This window comes from Mycobacterium sp. E1386 (genome assembly GCF_001672745.1).
Lineage (GTDB): Bacteria > Actinomycetota > Actinomycetes > Mycobacteriales > Mycobacteriaceae > Mycobacterium.
Map to the genome: position 1 here is coordinate 22,322 of NZ_LZKH01000114.1, position 18,199 is coordinate 40,520.

The following is an 18,199-nucleotide window of genomic DNA, read 5'->3' on the forward strand; positions in this document are numbered from 1 at the left end:
TCCTTCGACTAGCAAGCAGGTCCCATGCTGCGGCCGAATCCGGCCTTCCGATAAGGGCGCAAAGCCATCAGATGGCGGGGCATTTGTCACTTGCGGCCGCTAGTCGAAGGCCTGGATCACCTGGCGGGCCACCTGCCGAATCTGCTCGTACACACCGCGATCGAGGGGCAGGTCGCGAAAGCGCGGTATCTCGCCCGTCGCGGTGACCACGCCCGGTTCCTCGCGCGCCCAACGCGCGTGCACCTTCTCGCCCAACGCGCGCGCGGACGGATTCTCCGACAGCACGCGGCCATGGAAGCGCTTGATGCCGTCGACGCGCGCCGCGACCGCCAGCGCGCCGAGCAGCAGCGTACCGATTCCGCGCCCCTGGTAGCCGTCCGCCACGGTCAGCGCAACCTCTGCCGAGGCGGGGTCGTCTTGATCCCGGACGAAGCGGGCATCCGCGACGACCGGCCCCGCCGCGCCGTCGGTGACGACCCAGACGAAGTGGTCGACGTAGTCGACCTCGAACAGGTAGGTCAGGCGCGCATCGGTTGGGGTGCCACCCTGGTACCGCCGGTACAGCGTCTCCTTGGAGAAGGAACCGCTGCTCTTGAACCGCTCGGCATCGCCGGGCAGGACGGGGCGCAGCAAGAGCGCGGCGCCGTCGCCGCACGACACCGGGATGGGGGCGATGTGGGCGGCCAGCCGCTGCCGCGCGGTGCGCAGCATCCGGTCGGCGATCACCGGCATGGCCAGCATGCGGTCGAAGGCCGCGCTGTATCCGATGTAGCCGCGCACGTCTTCTCGCGCGGTCACCGTCGCCGTTCGGGTCGCGTGCCGCAGCAGCGCGATCTCGCCGACGATCGTCGCGGACGACAGCTCGGTGGTCGTGACCCGGCCCTTCGGGCCGACATGCCGCACCACGACTCGACCGGACGCGATGATCGCGAAGGACTCCGCTCGTTCCCCCTGCCGCATCAGGACCTCCCCTGCGGCGGCGTGCAGGGGCTCGAGCAGGGCGGCCAACGCCGTAAGATCCTCTGCCGCAATGTCGGCGAACGCGGGCAGCGCCGCCAGCTCCTCGGCGTCGACAGCACTCATGCCGGCCCACCCGTCAGCCCGAGCCTGGCGCCCGGATCACGCGCGGATTGCGAATCCATTGCTAAATCGGTCATCTCGCCAATTTCGTAATCCGGTGCCCCCGAAACGAGTAACGTGGCGATGCACCCTTCCCGATGTACGGTACGCGACCTGCACCGCCATCGCGGGAGAAGTAAGTAGGTGACCGTAGTGACAAAAGACCCTGTCGGACTGGGACTTCGGCAGGCCGGAAGCAAGACCAAAGCCTTTCGGTAGTCGTGCTGTTGGCCTCTACCGCCGGACCTTCGGGACTGGTCGGATGGATCGTTAAGGCTAGCGGGGAGGAAAGATGAAAACAGCGAAGTGGCGGCAGCATTGGTCGCAGCGCAGGTCGACGGCCACCATCTATCAGCTGACGGATCGCCTCCACGAGGGACATGTTGCCCGAGTGCCCGCCCATCAGATACCCGCGACCGTGTCCGCTTGGTTGGCGGAGCTTGGCGCCCACAGCCCCCTGGTCGACGACCTGGAGCGCGCGGTCGAAGGCGGCGACTGGTCCGCGGCCCACGCCCTGGGCGAGTGCCTCTCCATCGAGATAGCCCTGGCCGACTGACGGCCGCCACAACGGCCCGTGCCGCGGGGACGTTTGCCGACCCCCACATGACTTTCGTCACTACCAAGTAGCCGCCGCGCTCCGCAGGATCGAACGGTATACCGGTTCGCCCACGTCATCGGTATCTGTTTCGGGAGCAATGCGTCATGAAAGCACCACTGGCCTCAATGGAGAGGCCCGATTTCCGCAAGATCGAGAACCGCGCGCCCTCGGTGGCACAGATGTTCGTCAACCGGGTCGCCGCCACCCCGCACGCGGAGGCCTTCCGCTACCCGCAAGACCACACCTGGGCGAGCGTGACTTGGGAGCAAGTCGGCGAACGCGTCAGCAATCTGGCCGCGGGGCTGATCGCGCTGGGGATCGAGCACGAGGACCGGGTCGCGCTCGCCTCGGCGACGCGCTACGAGTGGGTGCTCGTTGATTTCGCGATCATGTGCGCGGGGGCCGCCACCACCACCGTGTATCCGACGACGAACGCAGCCGATGTCGCCTACATCGTCGCCAATTCCGGAAGCCGGGTGGTGGTCGCCGAAAACCAGGCCCAGCTCGACAAGCTGCTCGAGCACCGGGCCGAACTGCCCGACGTGAGCAAGGTCGTCGTCATCGACGGCAACGGCGACGGCGACTGGGTGATCTCGCTCGCCGACCTGGATCTGTTGGGCAAGCAACTGCTCGCGGACACGCCCGATGCCGTCAACGAGCGGGTCGCAGCCGTCGGCCCCGATCACCTGGCGAGCCTCATCTACACCTCCGGCACCACCGGGCGGCCCAAGGGCGTGCGGCTGACGCACGGCGCTTGGACGTACACCGCCGCGGCCATCGATTCGCTGGACATCCTCGGCCCCACCGACCTGAACTTCCTTTGGCTGCCCCTGGCGCACGCGTTCGGCAAGGTGATGCTCGCCTTGCCCCTGCAGATCGGCTTTCCCACCGCCATCGACGGCCGCGTCGAGCGGATCGTCGACAACCTGGCGGCCCTGCGGCCCACCCTGATGGGCGCGGCGCCGCGCATCTTCGAAAAGGCGCACGCCCGCGTCCAGGACATGATCGCCGAACAGGGCGGGCTGACGAAGAGGATGTTCGACTGGGCGATGAAGGTCGGTGTCAAGGTGTCGGAAGCCCGGCAGACCGGGACAAAGCCCTCGCTTGCGACGTCGCTGGCCTACAAGGTGGCCGACCGGCTCGTGTTCAGCAAGATCCGCGAGCGGTTCGGCGGACGTCTGCGGTTCTTCGTCTCCGCCGCCGCCGCGCTGGACCGCGACGTCGCCCAGTGGTTCGACGCCGTGGGCATCATCGTGCTCGAGGGCTATGGGCTGACGGAGACCGCGGCGGCATCATTCATCAACCGCCCCAATGCTTATCGGCTCGGAACGGTCGGCTGGCCGTTCCCCGCCACCGATGTGAAGATCGCCGACGACGGCGAGGTCTTGCTCAAAGGGCCCGGTCTGATGACCGCCTACCACGACCTGCCGGACGCCACCGCCGAGGCTCTCGACGACGGTGGGTGGTTCCACACCGGCGACATCGGGGAGGTCGACCCCGACGGATTTCTGCGGATCACCGACCGCAAGAAGGACATGTTCAAGACCTCTCAGGGCAAATACGTGGCGCCGTCGGCGATCGATGCGCGGTTCAAAGGCTCATGCCCGTACGTGAGCGAGATGGTGGTCTATGGCGAGGGCAAGCCGTACTGCGTCGCCCTGGTCAGCCTCGACGGCGAGGCGATCACCGACTGGGCCAACAAGAATGGCCTGGCCGGCAAGTCCTTTGCCGAGATAGCGCGTGACGACAAGACACACCAGCTGATCGCCGGATACATCGACGCCCTGAATGCCGAACTGAATCGCTGGGAACAGATCAAGAAGTTCGCGATCGCCGACCGCGAATTGACCGTCGAGTCCGGCGATCTGACGCCGAGCATGAAACTGCGCCGGAAGGTGGTCATCGACAAGTTCGCCGACCGCCTCGATGCCCTCTACGAGCGTTGACAGCCCGACCCTTCGCCCGGGACCTAAGACCCCCAGCTGGGGGCTAACGACTCTCGTGGAGCCGCGTCCGCCGTCCATACGGTGGGCGGATATCGGCAAAGGCAACAGTGGAGAGTGATGGCATGCAATCAGATCGCCTCAGGTGGCTGGTAAAAGCGAAGGGCCCCTTCGCCTCGGTATATTTCGACGACTCGCACGACACCCTGGACGCCGCCGAGCAGCTCGAAGCGAAATGGAACGGCATCCGGCAGCATCTGCACGAGATGGGCGCTCCAGGGGAAATCGTCGGCATGCTCGAGGACGCGGTGTTGCATCATCGGCCCGCCGTCGGACGGCGCGGCCGCGCGGTGGTCGCGACCGCCGAACATGTACTGATCAACGAGCACCTGACCAACCCGCCGCCGGCCACGGTCATCCGGGTGTCGGAGTATCCCTACCTCGTGCCGCTGATCGATTCGGAAATCCGGCGCCCCACCTACGTGTTCGCCGCGATCGACCGTACCGGGGCGGACATCAGCCTGTACCGCGGCGGCGCTGTCAGCTCCGAAAGCGTTGAGGGCGGCGGTTATCCGGTGCACAAGCCGACGACCGCCGGCTGGAACGGCTACGGTGACTTCCAGCACACGACCGAGGAAGCCATCCGGATGAACTGCCGCGCGGTCGCCGACGAGCTCACGCGCCTGGTGGACGACGCGAATCCCGAGGTGGTCTTCTTGTGCGGGGAAGTGCGCTCGCTTGCGGATCTGGTTGCCGAATTGCCCGAGCGGGTCTCCGAACGGGTGTCGGAGTTGCATGCGGGGACCCGCAAGAGCCATTGCGACGACGAAGAGATGAGCGAGCTGACCGGCAAGGAGTTCACCCGCCGTCGTGACAGCGAGATGTCCGCCCTCGCGAAACGATTCGAAGCGGAGATCGGCCGCGGATCCGGACGGGCGGCCGAAGGCCTTGCCGATGTCTGCCGGGCGCTTCGCGACGGCAACGTCGACACGCTGATCGTCGGCGAGCTCGGCGATGCCACCGTGGTCACCGGTACGGCACTGACCACCATCGCGGCCGACCCCGACGCGCTGTCCGAACTCGGCGAACCGGCGGCACGGGTGGCGAGGGCCGACGAGGCGTTGCCTTTCAACGCGATCGCGGTGGGTGCCTCGCTGGTCCGGGCCGGTCAGCTGATGGCACCCGCCGAAGGAGTGGGCGCGCTGCTGCGCTACGCCGCAGGCGAGCGGGCCCACCGCCGCGGCGCGTAGGCGCGAATCGCCTGCGCTGCAAGGCAAGAGAAGTTTGGAGCGGCGGTCCCGGACGGGGGGATGCCGGGACCGCCGCGGCTTCAGTTGGTCTGTTGGTGTTCGCTCGCCGGCGCGATGAGCCCGTAGTGACCGTCGTAGCGGTGATACAGCACGCTGCCACGGTCCCGAGCGGTGTCGACGAAGAACAGGAACGGCAGCCCGAGCAACCCGATCCGCTCGATGGCCTGCTGGACGTCCAGCCGCGGGGCCGGCTGCGGACTGATGGTCAGCGGCATCTCGAACGGCGCCAGCTCGTCGGCGGATCCCGGATTGACCTGTGCCAGGCGGTATTCGGTGGGGCCTTCGCGGTATAGCACGCTGTCCTGCCGCGTGCCCTCCTCGGTGAAGAGGTGGAAGTCGTAGTCGAGCTGCTCCATCTCCAGCGCGGCCTCTTCGACCGTGCAGGTGGGCAAGCTGTACGACTTGTGCCGCATGATCCGGCGTTCGCTTTCCGGTCGCGGGAAATACTTCGGCCGGTGGTTCGGTTCGGTTTCGTGCCGCCACTCCTGCGGACGGGGCACGCCGCCTCGTTTGGCTTCCCAGTGCTCGGCGGCGCGTTCCAGTTGGCGACGCAGCCGTGCCTCGAGCCGATCGATGGCTTCCCGCGCGGTGGTCCCTTCGACCTGTGCGCGCACCGGCCGGCCGTTGACGTCCAGGTTCGCCTGCGCGATCACCCGGCGAGCCACCGCGGGGTCGCCGTGCTCGGCCAACCTGACGTGGGCATGCAGCACCGGTTCGTGGGTGAGGCGGCCGAGTTCGCCGATCTTGGTGCGCGCGTATTCCTCGGCGTCGGGCAACTGGCCGTGCGTCGTTATCTGGACGTCGAAGGCAGCCGGTAAATCGGGTCGGTGTCTCATGGTCATCGCTCAGTGATGCAGACCCGTGACGGGTTCGTGGGTACTGGTTTGGATATCGACGGATGTCGCGGCGAACAGCTGATTCGACAGATCGGACAGCGCGCGGGCGATCGCGAGTTCGTCGCCGATCGCGGCCACGGGCGGATCGGCCGGGTCGAGTCGCGCCAGGCCGACGCCGACGAGCGTCCTGCCCGCCCAGGACAGCCGCGCCTTCGCCCGGGTCCGTTCGTCGCGCTCCTCGACCAGCACGTCGATGCGGCACGTCTTGGTGCCGTCGTCGTTCGTTGTCATCACCAGATGCGATCATTTGGCGCCGGGGCCCGAGTAGGGGCGGAAGTCCCGAATCATGGGGTCGTTCGTCGGCCCACCGCACCGCCGGGCCGGTGGGTCGTAACGGTCAGCAAATATGTTGACGCATACGAAGAAAATGTCGAACTTAATCGACATTATTGCTGGGCTTAATCGACAGTTTCGTTCGCGTATATCGACGTGCCCAACAGTAACGGGCGTGTCCGACCTCCCGACACAGACCAAGTACCTGCATGCCTCACGGGGCCGCCGGTCGGCTCCGCACTCGGGCGACGACCGCGAACAGGCGATACTGGCCACGGCCGAGCGCCTGCTGCAGGAACGGCCGCTCGCCGACTTTTCCGTCGACGACCTAGCAAAGGGCGCGGGGATTTCGCGCCCCACCTTCTACTTCTATTTCCCGTCGAAGAACGCGGTGCTGCTCTCGCTGCTCGACCAGATGAACGCCAAGGCCCATGCCGCCCTCATGTCGCTCGGCGGCATATCGACCGACGATCCGGCGGAGCTGTGGCGGGCCCGCATCGAGGCGTTCTTCGAGGTGTCGGGCGCTCACCCGGCGGTCGCCGTGGCGGGCGCCTCGGCGAAGGCGACCAATCCCGAGGTGCGGCAGTTGTGGTCCACGCTCATGCAGAGGTGGATCTTGCTGACCACGGCGGCCATCAAGGCCGAGCGCGGCCGGGGCGCCGCCCCCGAAACCGTCCCGGCCGAGCAGCTGTCGGTGGCCCTCAACATGTTGAGCGAGCGGGTGATGGCCGCGACGTTCACCGCCGAGGACGAGGCGATGCCCGAGGACCGGGCGATCGACACGCTGCTGCACATCTGGCTGGCCAGCATTTATCAGCGCTGACCCAGCGCCCGGTGGGCGCGGTCCAGGCTCTCGCCGATCAGCCGGTCCACCGCGCCGGTGTAGCTTGGCGACGCCGGCTTTCCCGCCAAGTCGGCGATCGCCTTCTGCTCCCCCAGGACGTCTGCCGCAGCAAGGTTTTCGGACATCCGGTCGGCGTGCACCACCAGCCCCGCCAGCAGCTCGGCGGCTTGGGATCCGGCGACCACGGTGCGCCGCGCCAAGGTGCGCAGGGCATCCCACTCGGCGTGCCAGGCGCCGTCGGGCCGCTCGTCGTTGGCCAGCGCCGCGGCGGTGTGCAGGGTCGCCGCCAGCTGCGGCGCGGAAACGGCGGCCCGGCGAATGAGGATGGACAGCACCGGGTTTCGTTTGTGCGGCATCGACGACGAGCCCCCGCGGTTCCCGCCGCCCGGCTCGCTCAGTTCGCCGATCTCCGGGCGGCCCAGGGTGACGACGTCCGAGGCGATACGGCCCCAGGAGTCGGTGCAGCAGACGAACGCGTCGGCCGCCGCGGTGACCGGTGTTCGCGTCGTGTGCCAGGGTGAGCGGATGGTCAGACCCAAAGCCGTCGCCGCGCTTTGCACCAGGCCGGTCGAGACCTTCGCGGGGTCGGCGGCGCCGGTGAGCAGCGCCGCCAGCTCCGTGCTGGCCGCCAGCGTCCCGGCGGCCCCGCCGATCTGGATCGGAACGACCACCGCGGACAACCCCTCGAGGGCGTCGACGATGCCGTTCAGCCAGCCGGCCGCCTTCATGCCGAATGTGGTCGGTGCCGCGTGCTGGGTGAGGGTGCGCGCCACCATGGGCGTCGCCCGGTGCCGGGTGGCGAGCTCGGTCAGCGTCGAGATCTGCTCCGCGAGCTGCGCTCTCAGCTCGCTGACCACGTCACGCACTCCGAGCATCAGGGCGGTGTCCAGGACGTCCTGGCTGGTGAGTCCGCGGTGAATCCACGGCGCGACGGCCGGCGCCGCACGCTGCCGCAGCAGCGCCACGAGACCGAAGACCGGGTTGCCGGCGTCCTCGGCGGCGGCCGCCAGGGATTCACAATCGTTGTGCACCAACAGCATTGGCAGGTCCATCCCGGCGCACTCGGGCGGGGCCAGGCCTTCGGCGACTAGCGCGTCCAGCCAGGCGGCTTCCACCGCGACCATCGATTCGAGCAGGGCCCGATCCGTCATGTGGTCTCGGGCCCGGTGGTCGCCGGGCCACAACAGGTTCGTCATCGCGCACCGTCCCGGTACGCCAGAAACACGGTCTCGCGCGGGCCCTGCAGGTGGATGTCGAAAAGGTATTGCCCGCAACCGCTTTCGGCGTCGCAGAGCAAGGTGGCGCGTCGCTCGGCATCGAGGCTCGTCAGCAATGGGTCGCCGGACACCTCGGCGTCGGGCAAGTAGGCCCGGGTGAACAACCGGTCCAGCAGGCCCCGCGCGAAGACGGCGAGGGCGAAGAACGGCGGCCGCCCGGCGCTTGCCGACCCGGGCGCCACGGTGGTGAAGGTGTAATGCCCGGCGGCGTCGGTCGCGCACCGGCCCCAGCCCGTGAATACCGCGGTGTCGCGGCGCAGCGAACCGGCTTGGCGCGGGATGCGGCCGGCGCCATCGGGTTGCCACACCTCGATCAGGGCGTCCGGGACTCCGTCGCCTGCGCCGTCGTAGACCGTGCCGTGCAGCCGGACGGCGTGCGGATGGTCATCGTTGACCAGGTCGCTGTCTCCGGGATACGGCAACCCCAGGTCCAGGAAAGGCCCCACCGTTTGCCCTGGGGTGCAAGCAATTTCAGCCATCGCCAGCCTCGATCGGGGTTCGGCCGCCACCGCCCAGCACGACGTCCCATCGATAGCCGGTCGCGCACTCCGGTTCGGTGAGGTCGTGGTCGTAGCGGGCGATCAGCCGTCGACGCGCGGCGGGATCGAGGACCGATTGGAAGATCGGGTCGAGGTCGAACAGCGGGTCGCCGGGGAAGTACATCTGGGTGACCAGGCGCTGCGGGAAGGCGGTGCCGAAGAGGGAGAAGTGGATGTGCGCCGGGCGCCACGCGTTGCGGTGATTGCGCCACGGATACGGACCGGGCTTGATGGTCAGGAAGCGGTACGTCCCGTCCGGCCCGGTCAGACACCGGCCTGCGCCGGTGAAGTTGGGGTCGAGCGGGGCCGGGTGCTGGTCACGCTGGTGGCGGTACCGGCCACCGGCGTTGGCCTGCCAGATCTCGATCAGCTGGCCCGCCACCGGATTGCCGGACCCGTCGACCACCCGCCCGGCCACGATGACGCGCTCGCCGAGGGGCTCGCCGGGATGGCCCGCCGTCAGGTCGGCGTCGAGCGGGTCCACCTCCTGGTGGCCGAAGCACGGCGCCCAGCGTTCGACCTCCTCGGGGTCGACCGGCACCAGGGGTTGTTTGGGGTGGCGCAGGATGGTGCTGCGGTAGGGCGGGTAGTCGAGCCGGGGCTGCGCTTCGCTCCCCCGGTATTCGGCTGCGATGCTGGCGATCTCGGCCGTGATGTCACGCTGCGACGCGAGACACTCGGGGTTCATGAGCCGTGACGCTACTCTCGATGGCCCCGCACACCGCGCAAATCGGCGGTGCGGCCGGGGTTACAGCGAGCGCACCAGCGCGGCCCGGCCCTTGGTGCGCATCTTGTAGAGGGCGGATCCGCGGTACTGCTCCATTTTCGCGGCCATCTTGTTGCCCAGTTCTTCTAGCTCCGCGTCGGTGATCTTGACCTCGGGGGGAGCCGGGATCATGTCACGCTCCTCTTCGTCGGCGTGCGCCTCCAGCACGGTCTTGAACGAGTTCCATTCGTCCTCGTAACCCGGCGCGCTCTGCGGGGTCCTGAGCAGCACCGAAAGCTGGTCGACCACCTGGCGGTGCTCGGCATGGGCGACGGCGATCAGCTTGGTGGCGTCCTTGAGGGCCGGGTAGTAGAGGTCGTCCTCGATGCGGAAGTGGATGTCGAGCTCGATCAGCATGTCATCGAAAAGGGCATGCCGCTCTTCGCTGTTCACCGGCGCCTCGCTGACCTTGCGGCCGAGGCCCTTGATCACGATGTGGTGTTCTTTCAGCACGTCGTAGGCGTTCACTGCGCTTTCCCTTCTCCGATTCCCACGGCTGCACCGAGCCCGGGATCGGGTTCGCTCCGAACTTCGACCATCCCGTTGACCAGCCTCGCCTGATAACACGGCAGCGGGGCCGCCGCCGGGCCACGCAGCACTTCTCCCGACTCGGCCGCGAACCACGAACCGTGCCAAGGGCATACGAGCCGGCCCCGGTCGACCCAGCCATCGGCCATCGGGGCGGCCAAGTGTGGACACAACTCCCCGAAGGCCGCGACCTGCCCGGGGCTGATCTGGCATACCACCAGCCCCACCCCGTCGACCTCGACACGCACCGGCTTTCCGTTCAGCGAGGCCGCCGGCAGCACGGGCGTCCATTCCGCGGCGCGCAGCCGCGCGCCCGACTGGTCGATGCCGATGCCGGACTCGAACACCAACGCCCCGCCGAGGTAGCTGCCCGCGACGGTGATGCCGTAACCCAGCGCGGTGAGCGCGATGCCGCGTCCGTGGCGGCCCCGGCGGCGATCCCACCAGGACTGGGCGTACAGCCCGGTGGCCACCAGGTTCATCAGTCCGTGCACGGCACCGACCCGGCGATCGGATTCGTGGGTGTGCTGCCAATCGGTGACGCCGGTGACGGCCGACCCGATGCTGGCCAGAATGCCCACCCCCAGAGCGCGCGACGCGAACCTCGACGCGTCGCGGACTTCGGTGGCGGGCTGGCCCGGCAGCAGGCTCAGGGCGTCCAATGCGACGGTGGTACCCAGCGCGCCGCTCGTCAACGACGCCAGCGGCGGGTGAACCGGGTGGCCGAGCCACACGCCGTGCAGCGCGTTGGTGACGGTGTTGCGGGCGCCGCCCAGGCCGTTGAAGGCGAAGCTCAACGCGTGTTCGAACCGGTAGCTCGGCCGATCCAGCCACTCTTGCCGCCCGATGGCGGACACCACCCGTGATCCGAGTTTCTGCAATCGACTCAATGACCGAGCAGCCATTGCACCAGCCTTCCTCACATACGTCGCCACAAGTCAGCAACGCACGCAAAATCGAACCGTTTACCCGTTGATTACCGCACGCTCACATGCGCAGCAGAGCTGACGTGACCACCGTAGCCCGGGCTTCCGGCCCCTTAGTTGTTAGAAACCTGTGAGTTACCACTAAGCATTCTTGTAAACCCCTGACCGCGGACCGGGCCCGGTGGGCGGGGCGATTGACCGGCGGTGGGTAAATGCGGGATTCTACTTAGCGGAGTACTTCTCTGCAGAGCAGACAACCGACGGTGGGAGGGGTCGCTGTGACGGTCCATCGCGACGCTTGCGACGGCCGTCTCGACGGCGTGTTCGCCAGCGTCCGCGACGGGATGATCCCCGCCCACATCTACAACGACAGTGAACTGTTCGCGCTGGAGAAGGAGCGGCTGTTCTCGCGAGCATGGATGTTCGTCGCGCACGAGTCCGAGATCCCGCAGGACGGCGACTATGTGGTGCGCCGGGTCCTCGATGACTCCTTCATCATCAGTAATGCCGGCGGCGAGATCCGCGCAATGTTCAACATGTGCCTGCACCGCGGCATGCAGGTCTGCCGCGCGGAGCTGGGCAACGCCTCCAACTTCCGCTGCCCGTACCACGGCTGGACCTACCGCAACGACGGCCGGCTCACCGGCCTGCCGTTCCATCGAGAGGCATACGGCGGCGACGACGGGTTCGCGAAGGATGCCCAAACCCTGCTCCCCGCACCGAAGTTCGCGAGCTACAACGGTCTGCTGTTCATCAGCATGGACCCGAACGCCGAACCGCTCGAGGACTTCCTCGGCGATTTCAAGTTCTACCTGGACTTCTACACCAAACAGAGCACCAGCGGCCTCGAAGTGCGGGGGCCGCAGCGCTGGCGCATCAAGGCCAACTGGAAGATCGGCGCCGAGAACTTCGCCGGCGACATGTACCACACGCCGCACACCCACGCGTCGATCGTGGACATCGGGTTGTTCCGCGAGCCCAAGGCGCAGAAACGCAAGGACGGCGCCACCTACTGGGCGCACCGGGGCGGCGGCACCACCTACAAACTTCCGCCGGGCGGCTTCGACGAACGGATGCGCTACGTCGGTTATCCCGACGAGATGATCGGCCGGATCAAGGACGCGTGGACGCCGCGGCACCAGCGGGTGGTCGGTGAGGACGGCTTCATGATCTCGGCCGCCACCTGCTTTCCGAACCTGAGCTTCGTGCACAACTGGCCGAAGGTGCACGACCGCGAAGACCAGGTGCTGCCGTTCATCTCGATCCGGCTGTGGCAACCGATCAGCGAGAACGAGACCGAGGTCTGTTCGTGGTTCGCCGTGGACTCCGCCGCTCCCCCGCAGTACAAACAGGACTCGTACAAGGCGTATCTGATGTGCTTCGGCTCGACCGGCATGTTCGAGCAGGACGACGTGGAGAACTGGGTGTCGCTGACCACCACCGCGGGCGGTTCGATGGCCCGGCGGCTGCTGCTGAACAGCCGGATGGGCCTGCTGTCCGACGGCAGCCCGGTGGTCGAGCCGCTGACCGCCGACGCGTTTCACGGGCCGGGCCGCGCGCAGGTCGGCTACAACGAGCACAACCAGCGCGCGCTGCTGAAGATGTGGGCGGACTACCTGTCGTGAGAAAACCATTGCCTTTCAACGACATCCGGCACCTGCAGGCGCACCAGTTCCTGGTGGACGAGGCATACCTGCTGGATGCCCAGCAATACGAGGCGTGGCTCGAGACGATGACCGGCGATGTCCGCTACCTGATGCCCGTGCGGGTCACCACCGCGCGTGGCGCCGGGTTCGACGCATCCCCGGGGATGGCCCACTTCGACGAGGACAAGTATTCGCTGACCCAGCGGGTCGCGCGGATGGGCACCGAACACGCCTGGGCCGAGGATCCGCCGTCGCGGCTGCGCCACTTCGTCACCAACGTGCGCACCTTCGAGCACGACGACCCGGCGCAGCTGTTGGTCGAGTCGGCCGAACTGCTGTTCCGCAGCCGGGGCGACGCGAACGAAAGCGCCTTGCTGTCGTGCGGGCGCGAGGACTTGCTGCGCTGGTGCGATGGTCGCTGGAAGCTGGCATCCCGCAGCATCTTTGTCGACGAGTCCGTCTTGCGGATGCAGAATCTGGCAGTGTTCCTGTGAACGAACCAATCGTGGTGGCAAACGAATTCGCCGAAGTCGAGGTGCGGCGGGAGGACACCCGCAACGGGTCGCGGCTGCTGATCAGCGCACCCAGAACCGGGCGGTCGATCAGCCTGGACGCGCTGGAATTGGAGGCCCTGACTTGGCAGAACAGTCGCACCCTGGAGGCCATGGTCGGCAATTCCCACGCGCCGCTGCTGCCCGACGAAGCCGAGGAGGGCGATGACCGGCTGGCTTGAGGGCAAGCGCGCGCTGGTCGTCGGCGCCGGTTCCGGGATCGGCCGGGCCGTAGTGGACGTGTTTCGCGATGAGGGCGCGAAAGTTGCTGTGCTGGAACGCGATCAAGCAAAATGCGAGACCTTGCGCGGTCAGTTGCCCGATGTTCCGGTCGTCGACGGCGACGCGACCACCCGCGAGGCCAACGAACGAGCGGTCGCCGCGGCGGTGGACGGTTACGGCGGGTTGGACACGCTGGTCAACTGCGTCGGAGTCTTCGACTTCTACCGGGGCATCGGCGACATCGACGCCGACGAGCTTCCCGACGCTTTCGACGAGATGTTTCGCACCAACGTGCTCAGCCACCTGCAGTCCGTCAAGGCGGCGCTGCCCCGACTGCGGGCCGGCACGGGGCCCTCGATCATCCTGACCGAGTCCGCGTCGTCGTTCTATCCCGGACGCGGCGGCGCGCTCTACGTGTCGTCGAAATTCGCCGTCCGCGGCCTGGTGGCCGCCCTGGCCCACGAGCTGGCGCCGCATATCCGGGTCAACGGGGTGGCGCCCGGCGGCACGCTGGGCACCGACCTGCGCGGGCTCGCCAGCCTCGGGCTCGCGGGCGCCCGCCTGGACGACACCCCCGACCGGGCGCATGAGCTGGCCGCGCGCACGCCTCTGAACGTCGCGCTCTCCGGGCAAGACCACGCGTGGAGTTTCGCGTTTCTGGCCTCCGACCGCGCCCGCGGGATCACCGGCGAAACCGTCCGCCCCGACGGGGGATTCGGGCTGGGCGCACCGCGATGACCCCGCTCGACGAGCAACGCGCGCTGGTGGCGCAGGGCTGCCGGGTGGCCGCGGCCCGCGGCCTCGTCGACGGCATCCTCGGCCACCTGAGCCTGCGCGTCGACGACGATCGCCTGCTCGTCCGCTGCCGCAGCGACACCGACACCGGGGTGGCTTTCACCCGGCCCAGCGACGTCCGGCTCATCACCTTCGACGGCGGCGCCGGAGCCGACGGCGAGCTCGACGGATACCAGGTGCCCAACGAATTGCCCATCCACGTCGAGACCATGTTGGCCGATCCCCGGCACCGGGCCGTCGCGCATCTGCACCCACCCGCCGTGGTCGCCGCCGACCTGGCCGGCATCGCGATCCGGCCGATCTACGGCGCCTTCGACATTCCCGGCGCGTGGCTCGCCCGTGGCGGCGTGCCCGTCTACGAGCGCGCCGTGCTGATCCGCACCCCGGCGCTGGGCAAGGAGATGGTGGCGGCCATGCGTGGGCGGCCGGTGGTGATCTGCCGCGGACACGGCATCACCAGCGCGGCCGCCACCGTGCCGGAGGCGGTGTTGCAGGCCATCAGCCTCGACGGGCTGGCCCGAATGTCGTTGCGGGTGCTAGGCGCCGGCGGGACCCTGCGCGATATCGACGACGCCGACTGGGACGACCTGCCCGACCTTGGGCCCTCGTTCACCGCCGAGGCCGCCTGGCGGCACGAGGTCGCACGGTTGCCGCCCGCCATCAGGGCCCCCATTTATGCTGACCACGATCGCGAAAACCAGCCTTGATGGACATGCTATTGGGAACGGTCATGCCAAAAAGCTTGCGGCAGCGCGCCGCTCGCCGAAATCCGTAGGACTACTCAAATCACTCGGGCCCTCACGGCTGTCACACGGCGGATTTGATAGTGCCGGCGCTGTCGAGATCGGTAGTCATTTGTGCCCAGGGCCGCGCGGCTCTCCGGACCATATGGGTCACGCCGTTTTTGATAGCGCGGGCGCTATCAAAAACGGCAGCGCGCACATCCTTGCGGAGAGCGCCGGGAGCGCGGGCGAGGCGGCGGCTCAGCCGAGTTGGTCGCCAATCTCCTTGGCCGCCTTGCCAAGAGCCGCGGCCACCGCGCCGTAGCGGGAGGGGTCCAGCCGGTTCTGCGGGGCGGCGGCGTTGAGCGCGAGCCGCAGGCCCGGCGCCCGGGTCGGTATGGGCACCGCGACGGACGCGACGCCTTCCTCACTTTCCTCGCGGTTGATGGCGTAGCCGCGCTCGCGGATGGCGGCGAGCTCGGCCTCCAACTGGGTCCGGCTGCCGATCGACGAGGACGTGATGCGTTCCAACCGCTCGTGCGGCAGCAGCTGACGCAGCTCCGGTTCGGGCAGCTGCGCCAGCATGACCTTGCCCGTGGACGTGCAATGCGCCGGCATGGTGCGGCCCAGCCGCGACGCCACCCGGACCGCGGCCGGGCCTTCGACGGCGGCGATGAAGCGGACGCTGGCGCCGTCCAACATTCCGACGTGGATGGTTTCGCGCAGCTGCTCGCCGAGGCTTCGCATGATCGGGGCGGCCGATCCCTGGATGTCGATGCGGCCGAAGATCGCGAACGCCACACCGGTCAACGCCGGGCCGGGCAGGTACGCCTTCGACGCCGGGTCCTGCCGGACGAACCCGCGGTAGGCCAGCATCGCCAGCAACCGGTGCGCGGTGGACGACGCCACGCCCAGGTAACGGGTGGCCTCGCTCAACCGGATCTGGGGTTGCTCACCCAACAGCAGCAGCAGCTTGAGTGCATTGTCGACCGACTCGATCGGATACTGCGGCGCAAGCGAATCGGCGACCGGCGCCTCGGCATCCCGCTCGCGCTTCTTCGGCATGACAGTGAAGGTACTCGCGCCGGTTGCGACTCACAGCAAGCTGAGCACGGCCGCGCCGAGAAGTCCCGCAGCGACCACCATGCCGGTAGCGGTCGCGGTCGTCTTCCACCCGAAGCTGCGGGCGACCATCGCGGCGCCCGGAACGCTCACGGCCGGAAGGGTGATCAGCAACGCGCCGATCGTCCCCGACGACGCGCCCAGCAGGGCCAGACCTTGCAGGATCGGAATCTCCCCCGCCGTCGGGATGACCATGAGCGTGCCTGCGATCGTGACCACCACGACGAGCAGTAGGCCCAGCAGCAGCCCACGGTGCGCCGGTTGCCCCAAGGCGAGCAGGTAACCGCGGAACGCCCCGACGAGGAGCACTAAGACGGCGTACTCGGGCAACAAGAACAGCGCCAACCACAGCAGCGCCCGCACGAACCTGCGCGGCGTGCCCGCGCTCCGGTCGTCGACCGGAGTCGGGATCGCGCCAGGCGCCGTCGGATCCGGGTCGGACGGTCGGGACAGCCATCCCACCGCGGCCCCGACGCCAAGCACCGTCGCGACGCCGACGACCACCCTGGCCAGGGTCCATTGCCAGGGGGCGACGAAGAGCAGGAAGACGAGCACCGCTGGGTTGAGCAACGGGTTCCCCAGCCAGTAGGCGACGGCCGCCGCGGGCGTGACGCCGTTGCGCCGCAGGGTGACGGCGACCGGGGCGGCGCAACACGTGCACATCATCGATGGCATGCCAGCGACCCCGCCGGCCAGCGCGCTGGACAACCGCCCTTGGCGGTTCAACGCGCGCGGCAGCCACGACCGCGGTATCAGCGCCTGCACCGACGCGCTGATCAGCAGCGCGGCCACCAACGCAGGCCAGATCGACGCGACGTACGCGTGGAAGAAGGTCGCCGCCGCGTGCCAGGTCGGGCGATCGCCGGGTTGCACGCCGCCCACAGTGAGAACGCTCGATCCCGACCAGTGGTGGGTGCGATGGGCCATCGCGGCCTTGCCCGCGTAAGGCAGCCACTTCGCCCACAGCAACCCCGCCACAAACAAGGCGAGGGCGACGAAAACACCGATCGCGACGTTCCCCCGCCGGCCCGCGTGAATTGCATTGCCCTCCAAAGGCATCGCCATGCCCACCAACGCTAGTCGACGAACCGCGACCCTCGTCGGCCGCGTGGCGGCCACGCTTACCACACCGGGATCGCGATCGCTATTATTCTCGGCTTCGTGTTCGGGGCTATTCCTTCTGGATATCGCCGTTACGTCGCCATCGGGGACAGTCAGACCGAGGGCTTATGGGACGGCGACGACGTCGTCGGTCTCCTCGGATTCGCCGACCGGCTCGCGGTCATGATCGATTCGCTGTACCCGGGGCTGCACTACGCCAACCTCGCGATCCGCGGCAAACGGGTTGCCGACGTCTTGTCCGAGCAAGTCCCGCAAGCCCTGGCGATGCAGCCCGATCTGATCACCGTGTGCGCGGGGATGAACGACGTCATCCAGCCGGGGCGATCGTTCGGTCCCGCCCTGGCCGAGCTCGAACACGTCTACGCCGCGTTGGCCAGATCCGGCGCGACGGTGGTGACGACGACCTTCCCGAACGTCGCGCAATTCCTCCCGCTCGGTCGGCTGGTGTCCGGGCGCCTCGCCCGCATCAACGCGGCGATCACGGCCGCCGCCGACCGATACGGGTTCCGGCTCGTCGACCTCTACAACGCGCCGTCGATGCGCGAGCTGGACACCTGGGCCATCGACCGGGTGCACGCCTCCACCAAAGGGCACATGTTGTTCGCCGCCGCGGCCGCCGAGGCCCTGAATTTGCCTGGCAGCAATCATGATTGGGCCCATGCGAGCCCCGAAGCGAGGCGTCGGTCTTTGACAGCAGGCACCTATGAGCAGTTGCGCTGGACGCAGGACAGTTTCTTCCCATGGATCTGGCGGCGCCTGCGCGGCCTGTCGTCGGCCGACGGCCGGGAACCCAAACGGCCGCAGTTGGAGAGTCTCGGCGCGCCGAGCCGACCGGCCGACGCGAAGCGGCGGGATCGCGTGCAGCAAAGCCTCCACATCCATGCGTCCAGCATGCCTGACGGTCCGGCGGTACGCGCCCTAAACCCGCCGCTTCGCGTCGGCCGGTCGGCTCGGCGCGCCGAGACTCTCCAACTGCGGCCGTTTGGGTTCCCGGCCGTCG

General features: G+C 68.2%; 19 protein-coding genes and 1 pseudogene. 10 read left to right on the top strand and 10 right to left on the bottom strand.

Features of this window, described 5'->3' with window-relative positions; translation table 11 throughout:
- Positions 1-99 precede the first annotated feature (99 nt).
- On the bottom strand, positions 100-1,083 hold the full coding sequence (locus A5709_RS12485; protein WP_068007370.1) for a GNAT family N-acetyltransferase: 984 nt from the start codon (positions 1,081-1,083) through the stop codon (positions 100-102).
- 328 nt (positions 1,084-1,411) lie between these two features.
- Between A5709_RS12485 and A5709_RS12490 the strand changes: the two genes are divergently transcribed.
- The 3 genes from A5709_RS12490 to A5709_RS12500 all read left to right on the top strand — a co-directional run bounded on the left by A5709_RS12490 (position 1,412) and on the right by A5709_RS12500 (position 4,910).
- Complete coding sequence (locus A5709_RS12490) at positions 1,412-1,675, top strand: hypothetical protein (protein WP_067948781.1); 264 nt, start codon at positions 1,412-1,414, stop codon at positions 1,673-1,675.
- A gap of 146 nt (positions 1,676-1,821) precedes the next feature.
- Positions 1,822-3,663, top strand: a complete 1,842-nt coding sequence (locus A5709_RS12495) for a long-chain fatty acid--CoA ligase (protein ID WP_068007373.1) — start codon at positions 1,822-1,824, stop codon at positions 3,661-3,663.
- 122 nt (positions 3,664-3,785) lie between these two features.
- Positions 3,786-4,910: a Vms1/Ankzf1 family peptidyl-tRNA hydrolase gene (locus A5709_RS12500; protein WP_068120111.1), complete on the top strand. Its 1,125-nt coding sequence runs from the start codon at positions 3,786-3,788 to the stop codon at positions 4,908-4,910.
- Between the two features lie 80 nt (positions 4,911-4,990).
- Here A5709_RS12500 and A5709_RS12505 read toward each other — a convergent pair whose 3' ends face one another.
- Both A5709_RS12505 and A5709_RS12510 read right to left on the bottom strand, forming a co-directional pair.
- Positions 4,991-5,806: an HPF/RaiA family ribosome-associated protein gene (locus A5709_RS12505; protein WP_068120113.1), complete on the bottom strand. Its 816-nt coding sequence runs from the start codon at positions 5,804-5,806 to the stop codon at positions 4,991-4,993.
- 9 nt (positions 5,807-5,815) lie between these two features.
- Entirely contained in the window at positions 5,816-6,097 is a 282-nt protein-coding gene (locus A5709_RS12510) for a DUF1876 domain-containing protein (RefSeq protein ID WP_068120115.1), read from the bottom strand.
- A gap of 217 nt (positions 6,098-6,314) precedes the next feature.
- Here A5709_RS12510 and A5709_RS12515 point away from each other — a divergent pair, with 217 nt between their 5' ends.
- Complete coding sequence (locus A5709_RS12515; protein WP_067948793.1) at positions 6,315-6,962, top strand: TetR/AcrR family transcriptional regulator; 648 nt, start codon at positions 6,315-6,317, stop codon at positions 6,960-6,962.
- On the opposite strand, the gene A5709_RS12520 is transcribed toward A5709_RS12515, so the two are convergent.
- The 5 genes from A5709_RS12520 to A5709_RS12540 are packed head-to-tail and all read right to left on the bottom strand — an operon-like array spanning position 6,953 to position 10,998.
- Complete coding sequence (locus A5709_RS12520) at positions 6,953-8,179, bottom strand: lyase family protein (protein WP_068120118.1); 1,227 nt, start codon at positions 8,177-8,179, stop codon at positions 6,953-6,955. The genes A5709_RS12515 and A5709_RS12520 overlap by 10 nt on opposite strands.
- Positions 8,176-8,739 (bottom strand): protocatechuate 3,4-dioxygenase subunit alpha, encoded by a 564-nt coding sequence (pcaG, locus tag A5709_RS12525; protein ID WP_068120136.1) that lies wholly within the window; start codon positions 8,737-8,739, stop codon positions 8,176-8,178. The genes A5709_RS12520 and pcaG overlap by 4 nt, the downstream gene beginning before the upstream one ends.
- Positions 8,732-9,487 carry a protocatechuate 3,4-dioxygenase subunit beta gene (gene pcaH, locus A5709_RS12530; protein ID WP_068120120.1) on the bottom strand — a complete coding sequence of 252 codons (756 nt, stop codon included), beginning with the start codon at positions 9,485-9,487 and terminating at the stop codon, positions 8,732-8,734. The genes pcaG and pcaH overlap by 8 nt, the downstream gene beginning before the upstream one ends.
- Before the next feature lie 60 nt (positions 9,488-9,547).
- Positions 9,548-10,033 (bottom strand): hemerythrin domain-containing protein, encoded by a 486-nt coding sequence (locus A5709_RS12535; protein ID WP_066950130.1) that lies wholly within the window; start codon positions 10,031-10,033, stop codon positions 9,548-9,550.
- Positions 10,030-10,998: a Rieske 2Fe-2S domain-containing protein gene (locus A5709_RS12540; protein ID WP_068120122.1), complete on the bottom strand. Its 969-nt coding sequence runs from the start codon at positions 10,996-10,998 to the stop codon at positions 10,030-10,032. Before A5709_RS12540 ends, A5709_RS12535 begins: the two co-directional genes overlap by 4 nt.
- A gap of 365 nt (positions 10,999-11,363) precedes the next feature.
- On the opposite strand from A5709_RS12540, the gene A5709_RS12545 reads away from it, so the two are divergent.
- Genes A5709_RS12545 through A5709_RS12565 form a run of 5 tightly spaced genes read left to right on the top strand, consistent with a single transcriptional unit; the run spans position 11,364 to position 14,940 of the window.
- Entirely contained in the window at positions 11,364-12,644 is a 1,281-nt protein-coding gene (locus A5709_RS12545) for an aromatic ring-hydroxylating dioxygenase subunit alpha (protein ID WP_068120140.1), read from the top strand.
- Complete coding sequence (locus tag A5709_RS12550; protein WP_068120124.1) at positions 12,641-13,159, top strand: 3-phenylpropionate/cinnamic acid dioxygenase subunit beta; 519 nt, start codon at positions 12,641-12,643, stop codon at positions 13,157-13,159. Before A5709_RS12545 ends, A5709_RS12550 begins: the two co-directional genes overlap by 4 nt.
- Positions 13,156-13,398: a dihydrodiol dehydrogenase gene (locus A5709_RS12555; RefSeq protein ID WP_082973856.1), complete on the top strand. Its 243-nt coding sequence runs from the start codon at positions 13,156-13,158 to the stop codon at positions 13,396-13,398. The genes A5709_RS12550 and A5709_RS12555 overlap by 4 nt, the downstream gene beginning before the upstream one ends.
- Positions 13,382-14,176: a 3-(cis-5,6-dihydroxycyclohexa-1,3-dien-1-yl)propanoate dehydrogenase gene (gene hcaB / locus A5709_RS12560; RefSeq protein WP_068120126.1), complete on the top strand. Its 795-nt coding sequence runs from the start codon at positions 13,382-13,384 to the stop codon at positions 14,174-14,176. The genes A5709_RS12555 and hcaB overlap by 17 nt, the downstream gene beginning before the upstream one ends.
- Complete coding sequence (locus A5709_RS12565; protein WP_068120128.1) at positions 14,173-14,940, top strand: class II aldolase/adducin family protein; 768 nt, start codon at positions 14,173-14,175, stop codon at positions 14,938-14,940. Before hcaB ends, A5709_RS12565 begins: the two co-directional genes overlap by 4 nt.
- Before the next feature lie 276 nt (positions 14,941-15,216).
- Here the strand turns inward: A5709_RS12565 and A5709_RS12570 are convergent, their stop codons facing one another.
- Positions 15,217-16,020: an IclR family transcriptional regulator gene (locus A5709_RS12570; protein WP_068120130.1), complete on the bottom strand. Its 804-nt coding sequence runs from the start codon at positions 16,018-16,020 to the stop codon at positions 15,217-15,219.
- A 30-nt stretch (positions 16,021-16,050) separates the two neighbouring features.
- Positions 16,051-17,142 (bottom strand): permease, encoded by a 1,092-nt coding sequence (locus A5709_RS12575; protein WP_068120132.1) that lies wholly within the window; start codon positions 17,140-17,142, stop codon positions 16,051-16,053.
- Positions 17,143-17,238: 96 nt separating this feature from the next.
- On the opposite strand from A5709_RS12575, the pseudogene A5709_RS12580 reads away from it, so the two are divergent.
- Positions 17,239-18,042, top strand: a pseudogene (locus A5709_RS12580) (SGNH/GDSL hydrolase family protein); the annotation flags it as partial.
- Between the last annotated feature and the right edge of the window lie 157 nt (positions 18,043-18,199).

Excerpts from the sequence above, each read along its gene's own strand:
- A5709_RS12485 (WP_068007370.1), bottom strand. The coding sequence starts at position 1,083 with ATGAGTGCTGTCGACGCCGAGGAGCTGGCGGCGCTGCCCGCGTTCGCC.
- A5709_RS12490 (WP_067948781.1), top strand. The coding sequence starts at position 1,412 with ATGAAAACAGCGAAGTGGCGGCAGCATTGGTCGCAGCGCAGGTCGACG.
- A5709_RS12495 (WP_068007373.1), top strand. The coding sequence starts at position 1,822 with ATGAAAGCACCACTGGCCTCAATGGAGAGGCCCGATTTCCGCAAGATC.
- A5709_RS12500 (WP_068120111.1), top strand. The coding sequence starts at position 3,786 with ATGCAATCAGATCGCCTCAGGTGGCTGGTAAAAGCGAAGGGCCCCTTC.
- A5709_RS12505 (WP_068120113.1), bottom strand. The coding sequence starts at position 5,806 with ATGAGACACCGACCCGATTTACCGGCTGCCTTCGACGTCCAGATAACG.
- A5709_RS12510 (WP_068120115.1), bottom strand. The coding sequence starts at position 6,097 with ATGACAACGAACGACGACGGCACCAAGACGTGCCGCATCGACGTGCTG.
- A5709_RS12520 (WP_068120118.1), bottom strand. The coding sequence starts at position 8,179 with ATGACGAACCTGTTGTGGCCCGGCGACCACCGGGCCCGAGACCACATG.
- pcaG (WP_068120136.1), bottom strand. The coding sequence starts at position 8,739 with ATGGCTGAAATTGCTTGCACCCCAGGGCAAACGGTGGGGCCTTTCCTG.
- pcaH (WP_068120120.1), bottom strand. The coding sequence starts at position 9,487 with ATGAACCCCGAGTGTCTCGCGTCGCAGCGTGACATCACGGCCGAGATC.
- A5709_RS12540 (WP_068120122.1), bottom strand. The coding sequence starts at position 10,998 with ATGGCTGCTCGGTCATTGAGTCGATTGCAGAAACTCGGATCACGGGTG.
- A5709_RS12545 (WP_068120140.1), top strand. The coding sequence starts at position 11,364 with ATGATCCCCGCCCACATCTACAACGACAGTGAACTGTTCGCGCTGGAG.
- hcaB (WP_068120126.1), top strand. The coding sequence starts at position 13,382 with ATGACCGGCTGGCTTGAGGGCAAGCGCGCGCTGGTCGTCGGCGCCGGT.
- A5709_RS12565 (WP_068120128.1), top strand. The coding sequence starts at position 14,173 with ATGACCCCGCTCGACGAGCAACGCGCGCTGGTGGCGCAGGGCTGCCGG.
- A5709_RS12570 (WP_068120130.1), bottom strand. The coding sequence starts at position 16,020 with ATGCCGAAGAAGCGCGAGCGGGATGCCGAGGCGCCGGTCGCCGATTCG.
- A5709_RS12575 (WP_068120132.1), bottom strand. The coding sequence starts at position 17,142 with ATGGCGATGCCTTTGGAGGGCAATGCAATTCACGCGGGCCGGCGGGGG.